The sequence below is a fragment of the Bacteroides sp. 90-K9/2 genome (assembly GCF_047310725.1).
Lineage (GTDB): Bacteria > Bacteroidota > Bacteroidia > Bacteroidales > Bacteroidaceae > Bacteroides > Bacteroides vicugnae.
In genome coordinates this window covers 101,427-120,775 of the sequence record NZ_JBCGVL010000003.1, presented here as the reverse complement: position 1 = coordinate 120,775, position 19,349 = coordinate 101,427, and the positions used below count along the sequence as shown (strand labels likewise).

At 40.7% G+C, this 19,349-nt stretch carries 16 protein-coding genes and 1 riboswitch; of the genes, 12 read left to right on the top strand and 4 right to left on the bottom strand.

The features are described from left to right. Positions 1–61 precede the first annotated feature (61 nt). Together nrdG and nrdD are read right to left on the bottom strand one after the other, a co-directional pair. Positions 62–547, bottom strand: a complete 486-nt coding sequence (gene nrdG, locus AAHJ11_RS09895) for an anaerobic ribonucleoside-triphosphate reductase activating protein (protein WP_004297064.1) — start codon at positions 545–547, stop codon at positions 62–64. After that, on the bottom strand, positions 531–2,624 hold the full coding sequence (nrdD, locus tag AAHJ11_RS09890; RefSeq protein ID WP_009000010.1) for an anaerobic ribonucleoside-triphosphate reductase: 2,094 nt from the start codon (positions 2,622–2,624) through the stop codon (positions 531–533). The genes nrdG and nrdD overlap by 17 nt, the downstream gene beginning before the upstream one ends. 129 nt (positions 2,625–2,753) lie before the next feature. Beyond that, a riboswitch (cobalamin riboswitch) is annotated at positions 2,754–2,975 on the bottom strand. Between the two features lie 430 nt (positions 2,976–3,405). Between nrdD and AAHJ11_RS09885 the strand changes: the two genes are divergently transcribed. From AAHJ11_RS09885 to AAHJ11_RS09840, 10 genes are all read left to right on the top strand, one after another. Continuing rightward, a complete protein-coding gene (locus tag AAHJ11_RS09885) occupies positions 3,406–4,542 on the top strand; it encodes an OmpA family protein (protein ID WP_008774604.1) in 1,137 nt (378 codons plus the stop codon). A 201-nt stretch (positions 4,543–4,743) separates the two neighbouring features. Beyond that, positions 4,744–5,817, top strand: a complete 1,074-nt coding sequence (locus AAHJ11_RS09880; protein ID WP_413579449.1) for an STM4015 family protein — start codon at positions 4,744–4,746, stop codon at positions 5,815–5,817. Between the two features lie 3 nt (positions 5,818–5,820). Continuing rightward, positions 5,821–6,831: an STM4014 family protein gene (locus tag AAHJ11_RS09875; RefSeq protein WP_413579448.1), complete on the top strand. Its 1,011-nt coding sequence runs from the start codon at positions 5,821–5,823 to the stop codon at positions 6,829–6,831. Further along, positions 6,818–7,672, top strand: coding sequence for an STM4013/SEN3800 family hydrolase (locus tag AAHJ11_RS09870; protein ID WP_413579447.1), 855 nt, complete (start codon positions 6,818–6,820; stop codon positions 7,670–7,672). The genes AAHJ11_RS09875 and AAHJ11_RS09870 overlap by 14 nt, the downstream gene beginning before the upstream one ends. Further along, complete coding sequence (locus AAHJ11_RS09865; RefSeq protein WP_413579446.1) at positions 7,669–8,946, top strand: STM4012 family radical SAM protein; 1,278 nt, start codon at positions 7,669–7,671, stop codon at positions 8,944–8,946. Before AAHJ11_RS09870 ends, AAHJ11_RS09865 begins: the two co-directional genes overlap by 4 nt. 11 nt (positions 8,947–8,957) lie before the next feature. Continuing rightward, complete coding sequence (locus AAHJ11_RS09860; RefSeq protein WP_413579445.1) at positions 8,958–10,523, top strand: STM4011 family radical SAM protein; 1,566 nt, start codon at positions 8,958–8,960, stop codon at positions 10,521–10,523. A gap of 237 nt (positions 10,524–10,760) precedes the next feature. After that, complete coding sequence (locus AAHJ11_RS09855) at positions 10,761–12,125, top strand: MATE family efflux transporter (protein WP_195475319.1); 1,365 nt, start codon at positions 10,761–10,763, stop codon at positions 12,123–12,125. A 40-nt stretch (positions 12,126–12,165) separates the two neighbouring features. Next, complete coding sequence (locus tag AAHJ11_RS09850; protein ID WP_117934956.1) at positions 12,166–12,714, top strand: Crp/Fnr family transcriptional regulator; 549 nt, start codon at positions 12,166–12,168, stop codon at positions 12,712–12,714. Between the two features lie 124 nt (positions 12,715–12,838). Beyond that, complete coding sequence (locus AAHJ11_RS09845) at positions 12,839–13,717, top strand: helix-turn-helix domain-containing protein (protein ID WP_413579443.1); 879 nt, start codon at positions 12,839–12,841, stop codon at positions 13,715–13,717. A gap of 92 nt (positions 13,718–13,809) precedes the next feature. Beyond that, positions 13,810–14,232 carry a pyridoxamine 5'-phosphate oxidase family protein gene (locus AAHJ11_RS09840; protein WP_167511767.1) on the top strand — a complete coding sequence of 141 codons (423 nt, stop codon included), beginning with the start codon at positions 13,810–13,812 and terminating at the stop codon, positions 14,230–14,232. 792 nt (positions 14,233–15,024) lie between these two features. Here AAHJ11_RS09840 and AAHJ11_RS09835 read toward each other — a convergent pair. Beyond that, entirely contained in the window at positions 15,025–15,924 is a 900-nt protein-coding gene (locus AAHJ11_RS09835) for a helix-turn-helix domain-containing protein (RefSeq protein ID WP_234133870.1), read from the bottom strand. Positions 15,925–16,160: 236 nt separating this feature from the next. Between AAHJ11_RS09835 and AAHJ11_RS09830 the strand changes: the two genes are divergently transcribed. Together AAHJ11_RS09830 and AAHJ11_RS09825 are read left to right on the top strand one after the other, a co-directional pair. Beyond that, on the top strand, positions 16,161–16,727 hold the full coding sequence (locus tag AAHJ11_RS09830) for a flavodoxin (protein ID WP_413579441.1): 567 nt from the start codon (positions 16,161–16,163) through the stop codon (positions 16,725–16,727). A gap of 414 nt (positions 16,728–17,141) precedes the next feature. Continuing rightward, positions 17,142–18,401, top strand: a complete 1,260-nt coding sequence (locus AAHJ11_RS09825; RefSeq protein WP_320974376.1) for a phosphatase PAP2 family protein — start codon at positions 17,142–17,144, stop codon at positions 18,399–18,401. Between the two features lie 38 nt (positions 18,402–18,439). Here the strand turns inward: AAHJ11_RS09825 and AAHJ11_RS09820 are convergent, their stop codons facing one another. Beyond that, positions 18,440–19,336, bottom strand: a complete 897-nt coding sequence (locus AAHJ11_RS09820) for a helix-turn-helix domain-containing protein (protein WP_148364949.1) — start codon at positions 19,334–19,336, stop codon at positions 18,440–18,442. Positions 19,337–19,349 lie beyond the last annotated feature (13 nt).

Here is a 19,349-nt window from a genome sequence, read left to right as displayed (position 1 = left end):
AGTTAGAAAAAAGAACGCTCAAACGGTAAATATGACATACTCCGTTTGAGCGTTTCTCTTATTAAGAAATCTTTTTGGAATGATGGGGGAGAAAACGATAAGTTATATCCTCCATTATTCCATTTTCTATGTGGTACAACCGCTGATTGGTCGTTTCAGATTTTAATCCTCCCAGAGACTCGATGTAAGGTCCCAACTTTATATATTGGAAATGAGATACATCAAAGTGCTCCGGCAGTTTGCTCTTCCCGGAGTACCATCCGACTTTTACCGGAGTGATGGTCTGCTTGTGTAAAAAAGCAGCTAGTTGTTCCACTTCTGCGGGTGAAGCATCACCGCCCATGAAACAGACACAGGTGATCGCTTTTCCATATTTACCGAGCAGGGTAGAGAGACTTTCTTCCGTTAACGGTTCTCCTACGTCCTCCATCAGATATGCACTGTGGCACCCTTTACAATGGTTGGGGCAGTTGGAGAGGTTGATGGCTAATGTTACCTCATCCGGTATCTCCTGAAAAACAATATCATAATCAGCGTACCGAAGCATAATATCTTAAATCGGCCTCCTTTTGCCGTGCTTGGGAGAAATTGCTGATACGTTTCATATATCCGATGACGCGGGTCAGATAATCCACATTTTCGCTGTGACATTCGGGACATTCATGCAAATATCGTTTGTCGATATGATGGCATTTGTTACATACTGTATTCGGAATATTGAATGTGAAGTAGTTGCAACCTTCGGTAGCGGCAACACGAAGCAACTGCCGGTATTGCTCTTTACTAAGATGCTCTTCCAGATTCATGTGCAAAGCCGAACCACCCGTCAGATGCTCGATATAACGATGCCCGTGCAGGCGGAATTTATCGACAATGTTCAGCGATTTGTCTTCTACAATATAGAAATAGCTGTTGTAACATTCGCGGTAAGTCTGGAATCCGGCTTCCTTGTCCCATTTCGCGTGTTTCACACCCACATTTTCGGCAGGAATCATTTCGCAGTTGAAAAGAACTTCTTTGGTACGATACTTTTTGTTGTATTTCTCAATCATGCCGAGAATCTCCTGCACAAAAGCCTCGTATTTCGGATTGTCGTTGATGTCGATTCCCATAAATTGGGCTGCTTCCACCAGTCCGTTCACACCGATAGTCAGATATTGGCGGCTCATATTGATATAGCCTGCATCAAACAAAGGCAACATACCCTTTGCCTGTAATAATTTCAGGTTCTCATTATAGGCAAGCTGTACTTTGTGAACCAAGTCTACTACTTCTTCTAAGAAGAAAGGGTAGAGAATACCTGATTTTACAGCATGCTGTATACAACGGTTCAGATTGATGGTCAACACGCTCTTCGAACCGGTAGAGACTCCTCCGGCTCCCAATGTATAGCTAAAGCCATTGTCCTGTATTTCATTACGCAGACGGCAGCAGCTACTCAAAGAGTCGGCATTATCACTCATATAGGTGAAGAATGAATGTCCTTCGGCATACATTTCAGCGGTGAAGTCGCCATATTCCTTATCCAGTACATCGCCGTCTTTGGTCAGGAGTGCCATTGTCTCTACAGGGAATGTCAGAACGGTGCGTGTACGCTCCTTATTAAACCATTTCATAAAACGCTTCTGCAACCAGCTAAGCGAATCCCAGTCGGGTTTGCTTCCGTCGGGGAAAACAAAGTGCTCGAAAAGGCTATTGAAATAATACTTGTCATAATAAGCCACATTCCAGAAAACTGCCTGGAAATTGCGGGCACCCGTAGGCTGGTTGATGGAATATACGATTTGCTCGAAACAGTCTGTGATGATTTTATCGATCGATCTTTGTTTCAGAGATAAGTCTGCCAGTTTATCTGGGTGTTTATAATAGTCCTGCCCGTATTCCAAACCGATGAAATAGTTCATGTACATCAGGAATTCAGGAGTGGCACATGCGCCGCTTAGCATACTGGATACGATAAATACCATGTTGATAAATCCTCCGCAGAAGGATTTCAGATTGGTCGGGGCGGTAGAATTGCCTCCTACTGCTGTTGTTCCTGCTATCAGCCAAGGATACATGGTAATACTGGCACAGTAGTTCGCCAGATTGGTTTCATCATTTTTGTAGATGAAGTGATGATTCAGGAGTTCCAAATAACGGTCGGAAGCCTCTTTACCATACATATCTCTCAAACGGTCTGTTAGCAGGCGGCGGTTGAGGCGAATGAAATTGGATTTGGGCAGTTCTCCTATCAGTGTGGCGATATTCTTGTTTTCCACATTGGCGTTGGCATCGTACTTGCTACCGCTGGCAGGGTTGGAAGCATCGCAATAATCCATGAGGAATTTAAGTTTGTCTCTGACTTCACGGTCTTCCAAATGTTTTTGACGATACAGCATATACGCTTTGGCCACGCTGTAATAATGTTCTGCCATCAAGGCGACTTCCACCTGGTTTTGGATTTCCTCTACGTTTGTTCCGTCACTGATACTGACACGGCTTAACACATTGGTTATCACATCTTGCGTAGCAAAACTACCTACTGATAAAAATGCCTTGGATATGGCATTCTTGATTTTGTCGAGGGAAAAAGCTTCTTTTTTCCCGTCTCTTTTGATAATGAATATCTCCGAACTAATCATACCTATATTTTAAGAATTAACAAAATAGATTTAGTGCCTACATAGTTATTCATGCACGACAATTTCTGGAGACTTGTAATAAAATGGACCTGTACGATTCGTTCTATTGCCTTTCACCCGAAAGCCTGGAATAACGGAAATTTTATCGGCAGGTCTTCTGACTTGTTTTTGTTGTGGCGCCTTCCCGATCCGTTTCATGAATCAGTGGCAAATGAATGCCATAACATTTCTCTTTTTTATGAGAGAGATAAAACTTACAGCTACGGGGATAGTTCCGGATTTTCACTGGATTCCCTTTTAATTCCGTCTGGTGATAATGCCATTTCGGAAACCGATGTTGGCGGCAAAGTTAGAAATTAAATCAAGATTCCAATTGAAAAGGAAGAAAAATATTCGCTCTTTATCAGAACGATATATGGCATTAACAACCTGATAACTTTCCGTTTATGTTCTATTCTTCGTATTTTAGTAGAGTCCGGTTTATGTATTTCCTGCCTGATGGATGAATGAAAGTGTAGAATAATGAAACAAGATGCATAATGGTTAGCGATGTTGGGATCCCTTTCTCTTCAGGGAATGAGGCGTTTGCATTGATGTTTCCATATTTTAGATTTTTCGAAAGCATAATAGATGTTAATAGGGCTTATGGCTTGCGAACTAATATTTGATACGATATGTTGTTTAAAGTGAATAACGAATTAAAAAATGAACTAGAAAGTTAGACATGAACAAACAATACATTTCTAATGATTTAGCAGATAAAACATTACATTTAAAACTTATGAATATGAGAAAATCTATTATTTTATTAGCTTTTATATTGGGTGGCTTTACAGTAGCAAATGCCCAATCAGTTGTAGAAGGTACCAAACTTACAGATAATTGGTCTGTCGGAGTAAATGCCGGTGGAGTCACTCCCCTTACTCACAGTGCTTTCTTTAAAGGTATGCGTCCCACTTTTGGAGTGGGAGTCTCAAAGCAATTAACTCCTATCTTCGGTTTGGGATTCCAAGGAATGGGATATATCAATACCACATCCAGTAAAACGGCTTTCGATGCTTCGGATGTCAGTGTATTGGGTAAAGTCAATTTGATGAATCTATTTGCAAGTTACACGGGCGAACCTCGTTTGTTTGAAGTGGAAGCTGTGGCCGGAATGGGTTGGTTACATTATTATGTGAATGGTGATGGCGATCAGAACTCCTGGTCTACGCGTTTGGGATTGAATTTCAATTTCAACTTGGGTGAAAGTAAAGCATGGACATTGGGAATCAAACCTGCCATTGTGTATGATATGCAAGGTACTTATCCTGAAACGAAGAGCCGTTTCAATGCTAATAACGCAGGTTTTGAGTTGACAGCCGGATTGACATATCACTTTAAGACAAGTAACGGAACACATCATTTTGCCAAAGTGAGAGTATATAATCAAGCCGAAATTGACGGACTGAACTCTTCAATCAATGCACTTCGTGCAGATGTAAACAACAAAGATGGTGAGATCAGCAATGCAAACCAACGTATCAACGGATTGCAGGAAGAACTTGAAGCATGCCGCACAAAAGTGGTTCCGGTGGAGACTGTAGTGAAAACCGCCCGTGTACCCGAATCTATCATTACTTTCAGACAAGGTAAATCGTCAGTTGACGCTTCACAACTTCCTAATGTGGAACGTGTAGCTTCTTACCTGAAGAAATATGCTGATTCTAAAGTGGTTATTAAGGGATACGCTTCTCCGGAAGGTAGTGTTGAAGTGAATGCCAGAATTGCCGCAGCACGTGCAGAAGCTGTAAAAACGATCCTGGTCAACAAGTATAAAATCAGTGCATCTCGTATCACTGCCGAAGGTCAGGGTGTAGGCGATATGTTTACTGAACCGGATTGGAACCGTGTAAGTATATGTACTATTGAAGATTAAACTGATATATTACAGAAATAGAATAATGAAGGCTGCCCCAAAAGGCAGCCTTTGTTGCATATCTTGGGTTGTATTTTTGAATACTCTGAAAGTTTAGTAAACAGATTTCTTTGTACATTACATAAAATGGTTATTTTTGCAGGTATTGTTCATGCGCGTTCTGTGTTGAGTGTGCAAATATCAACCATTAAAAACTGTATTATGAAGAGAGTATTCGTTTTTCAAGATTTTAAATCGCAGAAATTCTGGAGTATAGATGTAGTCGGAACAGATGTTACTGTAAATTATGGTAAGTTGGGAACCGACGGACAAACACAAGTGAAAAACTACGCAACGACTGAAGAAGCTGAAAAAGCAGCCAGCAAACTGATTGCGGAAAAGACCAAAAAAGGGTATGTAGAAACTGCTGAAGAAACTGCACGTGAAATGAAAGTGGAAGCTAAGAAATATACTTTGAGTTACGATGAGTATGAAAACAATGTGAATCTTCTGGATAAGATATTGAAAGATAAACATCTCTCTGAATACAAACAAATAACAATCGGTTGTTGGGATTATGAGGGTGGCGACTGTTCTGCCTTATTACAGGGAATGATTGAAAATAAGGAGAAGTTCGCACAAATAGAAGGCTTGTTCTGGGGAGATATTGAGCAGGAAGAACAGGAGATTTCGTGGATTGAACAAGCTGATATTAGTCCGCTGCTCAATGCCATGCCTAAATTGAAGGATCTGAAAATCAAAGGAACCAATAATCTGCGTTTGGGAAAGACTTCACGGCCGGAGTTGCGGTCACTGGAAATTATCAGTGGTGGCCTGCCTACTGAAGTGGTAGAAGATATTCTTGGTTCTGATTTTCCCAATCTGGAAAAACTGATTCTATATGTTGGTGTGGAAGATTATGGATTTGAAGCTGATATTGAGATATTCCGTCCGTTGTTCTCCAAAGAGCGTTTCCCGAAGCTGACTTATCTGGGGATCGTCAACTCTGAGGAACAGGATAAGATTGTAGAAATGTTCATGGAGTCGGATATTCTTCCCCAACTTGAAACAATGGATGTTTCGGCCGGTACTCTCAAAGATGAAGGTGCCCAATTATTGCTGGATAATATGGATAAGATCGCTCATTTGAAGTTTATCAATATGCGCTACAATTATTTGAGCAAGGATATGAAGAAACAGCTGCAGAATCTTCCTATGAAAATAGATATTGCTGAGACTGAAGAGGTGGATGAATATGATGGTGAATTGTGGTATTACCCGATGATTACAGAATAGGAGATGCAGATAATCGTTGTCAGCAACTCTTTGTCCAAACGTATAGAATACTTTATTGAAGCAGGCAAACACTTGCAGACGGAAGTTCGTTTTATGACTTACGGGGAACTTTTTAACTGCTTGCCGCAATTACGGCAGGCAGTTATCAAACTGGAACCTTGTGTAAGCAATGAAACGGATTTCCTGAAATATGCGCTGTTGAATCAGGCATATAAGGAAACACTGCAACGTTTGGGCGAGATGAGGCTATCTGATGACGTGTGCTTTTTGAATACTCCCCATGCTTTGTTACGTGCTCTTGATAAAAAGGAGACTAAACAAGTGCTGGTGGATAGAGGTTTGAGAGTGACTCCGATGTTACCTTCTCCCCATTCTTTTGATGAGTTGAGAGAGCTTCTTGCCGGTTGCGGTAGAGGATGCTTTTTGAAACCCCGTTACGGTTCGGGGGCGGGAGGCATTATGGCTGTTCGTTATCAACCCAGCCGGAATAAATGGGTAGTCTATACTACCTTGCAACAAGTGGATGGAGTCATTCATAACACCAAACGTATCCACCGTTTGAGTACGGAAAAAGAGATGATCCCGTTGGCGGAAGCGGTGATGCAAACAGAAGCTATTTTAGAAGAATGGACTCCTAAAGAGCAGTTGCAGGGAGAGAATTATGATCTCCGGGTAGTGTGCCGGGAATCTGAAATTGATTATATCGTTGTGAGATGTAGTAAAGGAAGCATAACCAATCTGCATCTGAACAATAAGGCACATTGGTGGAACGAGTTGTCTTTGCCGGAAGTAGTGCGGCAACAAATCTATTTTCAGTGTCAGGAAGCGGTTCAATCCTTGGATTTGCAGTATGCCGGAGTGGATGTCCTGATTGAGAGAGGAACAGATATACCTTATATAATAGAAGTCAACGGACAGGGAGATCATGTGTATCAGGATATGTTTGCTCATAATTCTATTTATATTCAACAGATAAAAAACATAAAAAAGAGATATAACCATGCAAATAGATGAACTGCCGGCTGGCGAACAGACCCAAAATCCGGATCTGGATATGAATCAGGTGGTGGGTACTCATGATATATTGATGCTTTGTTTTGATACCTTGCGTTATGATGTCAGCAAGGAGGAAGAAGCGGCGGGAAGAACACCGGTACTGAACAGTCACGGAGGAGAATGGGAAAAAAGACATGCGCCGGGAAATTTTACTTACCCGTCTCATTTTGCCATCTTTGCAGGATTTCTGCCTTCTCCGGCGGAACCTCATTCGCTACGCAGCCGTAAGTGGTTGTTTTTCCCTGTGCAAGCTGGTACGGGACGTATTCCGCCTGTGGGAAGTTATCCGTTTACGGAAGCAACTTTTGTGCAAAGTCTTTCCAATGTAGGCTATGAAACGATTTGTATAGGAGGGGTGAACTTCTTCAGCAAGCGTAATGAACTGGGGCGTGTGTTTCCCGGTTACTTTACTAAAAGTTATTGGCTGCCGACTTTTGGATGCACGGCACTCGATAGTACTGAAAAACAAATTGATTTTGCATTGAAGAAACTCGAAAACTATCCGGAGGACAAACGGATTTTTATGTATATCAATTTTTCTGCTATTCATTATCCGAACTGTCATTATGTGGAAGGTAAAATGAAGGATGATAAGGAATCACACGCTGCCGCGCTGCAATATATCGACAGTCAGCTACCCCGTTTGTTCCAGGCCTTTCAGAAGCGGGGAAATACGCTGGTGATTGCTCTTTCCGATCATGGCACTTGCTATGGAGAGGATGGATATGAATATCATTGCATATCTCACGAAACGGTTTATACAGTCCCTTACAAACACTTTATTTTAACGAAAAAATGAATCAACCGCTACCACGATATGTAGATTATATGTATAGTTATCCACATAAAACTGCTTATCGTTCTTTTCCGTCCCCAGTTTCGCTGGTTCCTTACCTGAAACAGGTGGAAGGACAGAAAGCATCGCTATATTTCCATATTCCTTTTTGTAGCCATAAATGTGGATATTGCAACCTGTTTTCTCTACAAACAAATCGTGCGGATTATATCGCAACTTATTTGAAAACTCTTCATAAGCAGGCGCAACAGTTGTCTCCACTCACTACCGGACTGGCATTTGATAGTTTCGCCATTGGAGGAGGTACACCGTTGCTTCTCACTGTTCCTCAACTGGAATATTTACTGGATACAGCTGCCTTATTCGGAGTGCATCCTTCACATACCTTTACTTCCGTAGAAACATCGCCAGAATATGCCGATCCTGCCCGTTTGGACTTGTTGAAGCAAGCAGGAGTGGCTCGTGTGAGTATTGGCGTACAGAGTTTCCTTGACGAAGAATTAACAGCTTTGAAAAGACGTCCCCGGCAAGACATGATTAATCAGGCGCTGGAGGCTATCCGGAAGAGGCAATTCCCATTTTTTAATATTGATTTGATTTATGGAATCAAAGGACAAACTGTAGCCAGTTTTCTTTATTCATTGGAACAGGCTCTTCTGTTTCAGCCTAACGAACTCTTTATCTATCCGCTATATGTACGACCGGGAACGGCTATCACGGAGCGGGAATCCGACGATGTCTGTTTTCAGATATATTGTGCCGCTTGTGATTTGTTGAAAGACAGAGGTTTTCTACAAACTTCGATGCGACGTTTTATTCATCATCCGTCTACTGATGCGGAAATCTCATGTGGGGATGAAGTGATGCTGTCGTGTGGCTCCGGCGGACGCAGTTACCTGGGTAATTTGCATTATGCCACCCGGTATACTGTTTGCCAGCGTTGTATTGCCGGAGAGATAGATGATTATATGGGCACTACTGATTTTACAGTGGCTCGTAATGGATTTATTCTTTCGCAGGAAGAACAGCGACAACGTTTCATCATTAAAAATCTGATGTATTATATGGGGCTTGATAAGGCCGAATATAAGCGTCGCTTTGGAGAATCACCGGATAATGTGCCGTTGTTCCGACAGTTAGCTGAACGGCAATGGATAGAAGATACGGATAACGGTCGTGTTTGTCTGACTTCCGAAGGAATGGCATACTCCGATTATATTGGTCAGTTGTTTATTACTCCTGAAATAAGAGAACTGATGGAAACTTATTCTTATTGAACGAAATAGAAATGGAAAACGAAGGCTCTTTACTTTCCTTCAGGCGTATATATTATCGCGGCAAATTGAATAGCTGCAACTATACCTGTTCTTATTGCCCTTTCGGCAAGAAGTCGCATCTGGCAGATACGACACAGGATGAACAGGCATGGAATCGTTTTATAGCAGCTGTTGAACAATGGAAAGGGGAGCCGTTGCAGTTATTTATTATTCCTTACGGTGAAGCATTGATCCATCGTTATTATCGGAAAGGAATGATGCATTTGGCAGTATTGCCACAGGTGGCTGGAATTTCCTGTCAGACTAACCTTTCTTTTCCGGCTAAACACTGGCTTGATGAGATTCGTGTGACTCCCACTGTGATAAGTAAGATAAGGCTCTGGGCCAGTTTTCATCCAGAGATGACTTCGGTAGAGAAATTTGCGCATCAGATTCATATACTCCATCATGCGGGAATACAGGTATGTGCCGGAGCGGTAGGAAATCCCTCTGCAAAGGCCGTACTCAATGATTTACGGAATACTCTTTTGCCGGATATTTATTTATTCATTAATGCTATGCAAGGGTTAAGGACACCATTAAGTCAGGAAGATATTCAGTTTTTCAGTCAACTGGATAATCTTTTTGAGTATGACTTGAAGAATGCTCCGGCACAATGGGAAGTTTGCGCAGGAGGAAGGAATAATTGTTTTATCGATTGGAAAGGGGATATGTATGCTTGTCCCCGAAGCCGGGTGAAGATTAGTAATTTTTATCAAGGTGATGGAGCTGTTGTGCCGCTATCTTGCGAGAGGAAGGTTTGTGATTGTTATATTGCGTTTAGTAACCTGAACAATCACCCTTTACATCGAATCATGGGAGAAGGGGCGTTCTGGCGAATACCTGACAAGCCACTTATTACGACTGTTTTCTTCGATGTGGATGGAACACTGACTGATTCACAGGGAAAAGTTCCTGAAAGTTATGCTAACGCTTTGCGATATATGGCACAGTCCGTTTCCTTATATCTTGCCACTTCTCTGTCGATGGAGCAGGTGAAGAAAAAGCTGGGAAAGGCTCTTTTCGATTTATTCAGGGGAGGAGTGTTTGCAGATGGAGGTTTATTATCTTATTCGGGCCAGATCAGGTGTTTGCCGGTGAAAGTATATCTGGAGGTATATGGAGAATCTGCAAAAGTCACTATTCATACTTATGAAGGAGTGGTTTACAAGTATAGTATATTGGTACGTGATAAAGAACAGAGAGAAGCTATTCTTACCCGGTTGAAAGAGAATCCCTGCAAGGTCTTTCATAAAGCTCCGCTGATAACAGTCATTCATCCTGAAGCAAGTAAAAAAGAGGGGGTGATTCAGTTATGTAAGGCTTTGGCTTTATCTTTTGAACACACCTTAGTTGTAGGAAATTCGTTAAAGGATTGGCCGATGATGTCCGTGGTTTCTCATTCTTGTGCCGTAATGAATGCGGAACCCTTATTAAAAGAACGCGCACGTTATACGCTGAATCCGGATCGGTTGGCAGCTTTCTTTCGTTTTTCTAACGGAGATCCTATAGATCAAACCTCGTCTGATAATAGTTGATATATAGCTAGTTACATCTCCGTAAGAAAATAAAAACCGGTTAAAATTTGGTAATTATGAAAACAAAGCCCATATTTGCAGCCCTGAAATAGGGACAGGCATAAAAATCCTCATCGGAGGGTGCTATAATAATAATTATAGTGCTGGATAAGATGAATGGTGCAAATCATTCGCTTGTCCGGCACTTTTTTTATGTTGTAACAAAATAAGATAAAGAGGAAAAGTATCGAAGAAACTATGAAAGAGTTAGATTTGACACAAGGAAGCGTACCGAAGGTATTGCTGCAGTTTGCAGTACCTTTTTTAATTGCTAATGTACTTCAGGCACTTTATGGCGGGGCTGACCTTTTCGTTGTCGGACAATATGATGATTCGGCAAGTGTGGCAGCCGTAGCTATTGGTAGTCAGGTGATGCAGACAATAACAGGTATTATTCTGGGTATTACTACCGGGACAACAGTGCTGATTGCTATTGCTACCGGAGCCAAAGACAATCGGAAAGTAGCTTTTACTATCGGGTCTTCCGTATGGTTGTTTTCAATAACCGGTGTAGTGCTAACTTTGGTCATGGTACTTTTTCATGGTCGGATAGCAGAACTGATGCATACTCCCGTAGAAGCTATGGCAGATACGAAAAGCTATATTTTGGTATGCTCTCTGGGTATTCTGTTTATAGTGGGATATAATGTTGTATGTGGTATTTTGCGTGGACTGGGTGATTCTAAAACACCACTTTATTTTGTTGGGCTGGCATGTGTGATAAATATAGTGCTCGATTTTATATTGGTCGGTTATTTCCATTGGGGGGCTACGGGAGCGGCTATCGCTACTGTAACTGCACAAGGAGTCAGCTTTGGAATAGCGCTCTGGTTCTTATATCGGCACGGATTCCATTTTGACTTTTCACGGAAAGATATTCGATTGAACCGGAATCTGTCTAAAAAGATCTTGGTGTTGGGAGCACCTATTGCTTTGCAGGATGCTTTAATCAATGTTTCTTTTCTGATTATCACTGTCATTGTCAATCAGATGGGAGTCATTGCATCTGCTTCTTTGGGTGTTGTTGAGAAAATCATCGTGTTTGCTATGCTGCCTCCGATGGCTATATCATCGGCTGTGGCAACCATGACTGCACAGAACTATGGAGCGGGACTTATCAAGAGAATGAATAAATGTCTGGCTTCGGGGATTGGGATTGCTCTTGTTTTCGGTGTGTCGGTTTGCGTGTATTCGCAATTCCTGCCGGAGACTCTTACTGCTTTCTTTACGAAAGATGTTGCTGTGGTGGCAATGGCGGCAGATTATTTGCGAGGGTATAGCATCGACTGTATCGTGGTTAGTTTCGTGTTCTGCATTAATTCTTATTTCAGCGGACAAGGAAACTCGTTATTCCCGATGATTCACAGTCTGATAGCCACTTTCCTGTTCCGTATACCGTTGTCATACTGGTTCAGCCAGATAGATAGCTCGTCGCTGTTTATCATGGGATTTGCTCCACCCATTTCAACGGTCGTTTCATTATTGATTTGTATCTGGTATTTACGATATACCCAAAGGAAATTATATTTGAGAGGCACAATGATGCCTGCTATGTCGAATTAGGTGTTTTTAAGTGACATATATTAACTAAAATCTATTTTGTATGGAAGCTTATTTGAAGAAACTCTGTTTTGAGTATCAGGTGGATGAAAGAGAAGTGAAAGAGCTGTTGGCTCGAATGGAAATGGTGTATCTGGATAAAGGAGAAACGATTGCTTCTGCCACAATGCCGGAGCAGAGCTTGTACATTATTGTTTCCGGTATTTTGCATACATATACCACTCATGAAGGAGAGGAGAGAACCAACCGGTTTTTCTCTGCGGGTGATGCTGTGTTATGCTATAATTCAAGTCAGTATTCTATCAAGACACTGACGAAATGTGCTGCTTATTACATCAGTGAAGAGGAGATTGAAGAGTTGTGTGCATCTTCAATTTCATTTGCGAATCTGGTCCGTCAACTGATGGAGTATCAGTTTTACTTTAAAGAGGAAGAGGATATGAGTGCCCGCAAACTGACAGTAAGGGAAAGGTATCTCTCTTTATTGGCGGAAATCCCGGATATTCTGTACAGGGTGCCATTGAAGCACATTAATCATTACTTGGGGGCAGATGTAACCAGTTTGGGGTATCTGGCCGGAAGTTCTAAATAGGAAATATAACCTAGACATATTTTTTCTATGTATTCCTTATCAGATGGTTCATGGCTTATTCGATCGAATCGATTTTGAAAAGTCTTTGGATTATTTGGTAAGGAATACTATTTTTGTATTCTGAATGAGAAACTCAATACCTCGATATACTTTTTATAAGCATAAGTATGGGAGTGAACTTTTGGTCGATGTAGTAGAACTGAAGTATGTGAAGAAGTTCCTGGCTAAAAGTACTGTCCACACTCTCAACTATTATGATATTACTTTCATAACAGAAGGTAAGGGAGCTTTTGCAGTCGATAACCAAACCTATGAAGCAATTCCATGTGACGTCCTTTTCTCTAAACCGGGGGAAATCCGAAACTGGGATACTCATCATATCATCAATGGGTATGCTCTGATTTTCGAAGAAGAGTTTTTGTCTTCCCTCTTTAAAGATTCTTTGTTTGTACGGCATCTTTCGTTTTTTCAGATAGAAAGTTTTTCATCGCGACTACATTTGTCTGATGAACTTTATACACGCATACTTGAAACCTTGCATGATATAAAGATGGAGATTGATTCGTATCAACAGGACGATGTACACGTTTTGAGAGCATTGCTTTATGAAGTCCTGATGTTGTTGGATCGTGCTTATCTTAAAATGACTTCGATGGAAGAGGGCAGAAACAGGGAAGTTTCCAATAATCATGTAAGCAAATTCATGAATTTGGTTGCTACACATGCAAAAGAGCAACATTCGGTTCAATATTATGCGGATAAGCTCTGCATTACTCCTAATTATCTGAATGAGATGATAACCTCGACCATGGGGTTCAGTGCAAAACAATATATCCGGAACAAGGTGATGGAAGAGGCTAAAAGGCTGCTTGTTTATACGGACTTTCCTATAGCTGATATTGCATTTGAACTCTGTTTTTCAACGGTTTCTTATTTTATCCGTAGCTTCCGGCAGCATACGGGAAAAACTCCATTATTGTATCGTAAAGCACACAAACCGTAAAAAGTGCTATTTCTACCTTTCTTTTTATTGCATTACTTTTCTGGTATTTCTCTACTTTCGCATCAGATAATAAACCAATAATAAAAAGTAAAATGATGAGAGACGCGGAAAAAACAGTAGGCAACATGATTGATAAGCTGAAAACAGCTTTTATCGGTTCGGTAGACGGTGAAGGATTTCCTACCATCAAAGCAATGCTGCAACCTAGAAAAAGAGAGGGCATAAAAACGATTTATCTGACAACAAACACTTCGTCTATGCGTGTGGCACAATACCGGGAGAATAACCATGCATGTATCTACTTCTGTGATACGAGATTTTTTAGAGGTGTTATGCTACGCGGCGCGATGGAGGTCTTGACGGACAGTGCCAGTAAAGAGATGATCTGGCAGGAGGGAGATACCATGTACTATCCGGAGGGAGTGACGGATCCCGATTACTGTGTATTGAAGTTTACTGCTGTTTCAGGACGTTTCTATAGTAATTTTAAATCGGAAGATTTTGTGGTCGAATAATGTCTATACTATTCCTCATAACATAATAAGTTCTGCCACTGGTTGATGATATTTTGCTTCCTTTATTTGATAAAGGAATCCGAGTAAACACTCTTATATTTTTATCTTAGCGGCAGTAGAGCTTATGTCTAACCCCACTTTATATGCATTCATATACCAAACATCTTAAATTAAACCCAATGTTTGACATCTGTGTCAGACGCAAATGTATGTAAAATATGGTAGATGCCGTGAGTCGTATTCAACGTTTTAGATTTAATTAGCGAATTGGAAAAATAGAAAGATGGGATGTGGAGGAGGAAAACGATTGTGTAAATAAAGAAGTAAATGAATTATTGTGTATTTATATTACCTGTAGAGCTGTTCCGAAATTTTTTCGTGGTGAATGCTAAAATTATTGCTTACTCTATTTTTGACAAAAGAAAACGTCGTTTTTAATAAACCCGAATCCTGTTTATAATAAACTTTTTGATAGTTTTAGTAAAACGGTATTCGAGTTTATTATAAACTATTTGATAGCAGTTTTAGAATTAGACGAGAGATTTTAAGCTGAATTATAAACAAAATGGGGCAATAATCATTCGACTATTGCCCCATATCATATAGGAGTCGGTATTGTAAAATACCGGGTTGTTTATGATTTATGTATGATTATTTCTATCTAATTTCATGCTTTTTATACTTTTTCTTTTCTCAAAGATACAACATAAAAAGTCATTTGTCAAGAGTCTGATGCGAAAAGTATCTTATCGGTTTTAAAAACAGAAGAATTTTGCTTCTGGCAACTGATTTTTATCCGGCTTGTGCGCGGTACTCATTGGGAGTAGTTCCTATGACTTTCTTAAATATCCTGCTTAAATGATGGGGATATTTAAAACCGAGTTCGTATGCTATTTCACTGATTGTTTTGTTACTATCAATCAATAGTTCTTTTACTTTTTCCATTATGGCCAGTTGGATATATTCCTGTGCGGACTTTCCGGTTTCCTTTTTTACCAGATCTCCAAAATAATTGGGAGAAAGGTGCATTTGTTCTGCACAGTATTGTACGGAGGGCAAACCGATCTCGGAGGGTTTGTCCGAATTGAAATATTGCTGAAGTATCTGTTCGAATTCGGTTAGTAAATCATGGTTGACTACTTCACGAGTGACGAACTGGCGTTCGTAAAAACGCACGCAATGATTGAGCAGGGTCTCTATATTGGAAGTCACAATTTGTTTGGTATGCTTGTCGATTGCATTTTCCAATTCTTCCCGTATTTCATGAAAACAGTTCAAGATGATCCGGCGTTCCCGGTCAGACATGTGAAGAGCTTCATTAGATTCATAAGAGAAAAAAGTATAGTCTTTCATTCTGCGGGCAAGGGGAGTACCATATAACAAATCGGGGTGAAACATAAGCACAAGACCTTTGGGATTTATAGTCTCACCGCCATCATTCACACCGGCTATTTGTCCCGGAGAAATGAAAACTAACGTACCATCTTCGTAATCGTATTTGTTACGGCCATATTGAAGCACACCGCAATCAAGTTCTTTATAGAACACACAATAAAAGCCGAAATTCTTTCGACAGTGCTTGAGGGATTGGAGCGTAGAGAAATCGGTTACACTAACCAGAGGATGCAGGGTTTCTGCACCTAGAAGTCTGTTATATTCCTGGATAGTTTCCAGTTTAATTATATTCTCCATATTCATATTCTTTTGTTTCACAACAAAAATAAAGGTTTTCAATGAGAATGCCATACGGGATATGTCATAAAAGGTAATTTGTGTTTGATATTCTGTAATTTGTGTTAGTGTGCTGATTTGCAATATCGTGTGCTTAGTAAAAATGGTTATAATATCAGTAATTTGTCTATTGTGTTACTTTCTATATTCCGGTAACTTTGCATCATCGAAAGGTAATAACTAAAATGAAATTGAAGATGAGAAAATTAGTATTGATTATGATGATGTGTTTAGCGGCATTGAGTTCTTACTCATGTGCCCAAAGTGATGAACCGGTCACCCAGGTGAGTGGAAAGAAAATCCTTGTTGCTTACTTCAGCTGGGGAGGTACTACAAAACGTTTGGCGGAGGAGATTGCTTCACTTACAGGTGGCGATTTGTTTTCTATTGAAACCGTTACACCTTATCCAACGGATTATACTCCTTGTACGGAGGTGGCGAAAGAGGAATTGGAGAAAGGTATTCGTCCTCCATTAAAAGATGTTGTTAAGGATATGGATGATTATGATATTGTTTTTGTAGGCTGTCCGGTGTGGTGGCATACAGCTCCAATGGCGATATGGTCATTTCTGGAAAGTAAAGAATACAATTTGAAGGGAAAAATCATTGTACCATTCTGTACTTATGCAGCCACTTACCGAGATGAAACTTTGGCTAAAATAGTAGAACTTACTCCGGATTCAGAACATTTGAAAGGTTTTGGCTCTACAGGTAGTACAAGTGGAGCAAAAGGTTGGTTGAAAGAAATTGGAATAATAAAATAACAATAGATACAAATAGGATAAGTATTATGAAGTATAGAGAATTAGGAAATAGTCGGCTTCGGGTGTCTGCTATCTTTAATCATAAGAAAGCATCTCGTCGTCAATTTCAGATATTGCTTTCTTTTCTGCATCCGAGAGGGGGGCAATAAAATGATTCCAAATTTTATTTTGTAGGGGGCTTCGAGTTTGAGATATTCTGTAAGTTTGGCTTTTATCGGACGTGTCATGTCTGACATGTAGGCTTCACTGTTTTCAAATGGAATGTATGGTCTGCTATTACTTCTGTTGGTATTGCCAAGTATAATATTGTTAATTTATAAAAAGAGAGAACGAGCCGTTGATAAATAATTAATTTTGTAGCAACAAAGAGTGATATGGTAATGTGCATGGAACAGGGCATAAATGGACAGAGTAATGAAAATGATTGTAATATGTATTGTTGGCATTTGTAGCTTTTCTTTCTTATCTGCTCAAAATTTGGCAGATAATGTTATGGCGGAAAGAAGAGATAGTTTGCGTATCTCTACAACAACCAATTTTAGTAGAAGGCTTGATAAATTCTCATCTTCCCGTTTCTATCAGATGATGTATATCGGCATTCCGTTAATGGTTGGTGGCTTGATTGTAAAAAATGAGGACGATCATTTTCGAGGTTTACGTAACGACTATCTGCCCCGTTTCAATCGTCATTTGGATGATTATATGCAATATGCCCCTGCTGCAGTGATGCTTGGTATGAAAGCAGCCGGAGTGCAAAGTCGCAGCTCATGGGGTAGAATGCTCGTTTCCGACGCTTTTTCCGCACTGCTGATGGGTGGTGTGGTAAATACTTTGAAGCAAACGACAAACGTCGAACGTCCGGATGGCTCAAACAAACATTCTTTTCCATCCGGACATACGGCTACGGCATTTATGACTGCTACCATGTTTACCAAGGAATACGGACATAAAAGTCCATGGGTAGGTGTCGGGGCATATAGTGTGGCTACTGCAACCGGTCTTATGCGGATGGCAAACAACAAGCATTGGTTAAGTGATGTGCTGACGGGGGCAGGAATCGGAATATTGTCGACGGAAGTGGGGTATTATTTTGCAGATCTGATATTCAGGGAAAAAGGAATCAATAGGTTTGCAGGTGAAGATAGGTTCGACAGAATGGATAGGCCTTCATTTGTCAGTTTGTATCTTGGATTGAATATCCCGTTGAGCAGTTATGATATCGACGAACAAATGGAGTTCCGTACTTCATCAGGCAGTTCGGCCGGTGTGGAGGGGGCCTGTTTCTTTAATCCGTATGTAGGCGTGGGAGGGCGATTCACTGTTTCCAATACTTTGATTATTGTCAATGAAGAACAGGCAGAAAATAACACATTTGATGCGATATCGCTTTGCGGAGGAAGCTATTTTTCATATCCGTTGTCTTCACGATGGCTGATAGGCAGTAAACTTCTGGGTGGATACGTGCATTATCCACAATTGGAATTAACTGACCGGTCGGTTTCTGCAAGAAATGGTTTCTGCATGGGAAGTGGGGTTTCCTTGACGTTCAAAGCAAAGGAATATTATGGAATCCGTTTTTTTCTCGACTATGATTTGCTTCCGTCGCATAGTAGGAACAGTGGTGAGTATATGAATATGCTTACTTTAGGGTCATCATTTATGATTACGTTTTAAATCGTAGCATATTTTATTCTTGCCTTTTTATATAAAGACTAATTCTGTGAGCGGAATTCATTGGGGGTACAACCCGTAATCCGTTTGAACATCCGGCTTAGATGTTGCGGATATTGGAATCCTAGTCCGTAAGCAATTTCACTTGTAGTCTTATCTGTTGCCAGCAAAGCTTCTTTGGCGCGTTCGATCAGTTTATTCTGGATATATTCCGAGGCGGTCTGTCCCGTCTGTTTGCTAATCATATCTCCGAAATAGTTTGCTGATAGAAATACTTTGTCGGCAAAGTATTTAACAGTAGGTAATCCCTCTCGTAGCGGAGTCTCGTTGTCGAAATACTCATCCAGCAACCGTTCGAAACGGACAATGATGTCTTTGTTCACTTCTTCGCGTGTTGTGAACTGCCGTTCGTAGAAACGCATGCAATAATCGAGCAGTAGTCCGATATTGGCACAAATTAATCGGCGGCTGTGCTTGTCTATGTTGTGTTTCAGTTCTATTTCAATCTTATGTAGACAATCCATCACGGTCTCCCGTTCTTCCTCTGAAAGGTGTAATGCTTCACGGGTTTCGTAGGAAAAGAAAGAATAGTTCTTGATCTCCTGACCGAGTGCCGTGCCACGAATCAGGTCGGGGTGAAACAGGATGCCGTGAGCATTTGGCTGGACATTTTTAACCATCTTGGTTTCCGTTACCTGACCCGGAGCAAAACTGACAATCGTGCCGTCCTGATAGTCATAGTTCTGACGGCCATACATGATATTTCCGCAATAAGTATCTTTCAGAAAAAGAGCATATACGCCGTAGTTGATCTTGAAATGTTCCGGCCACTGCGTTGCTTTCGACAGATCGACAACACTTACCAATGGGTGTCGTGTTTCGAGTCCGAAAAGTTTGTTGTATTTATCTACCTCATCAAGTTTAATAACCTCTTCCATAATCCTTTCTTTT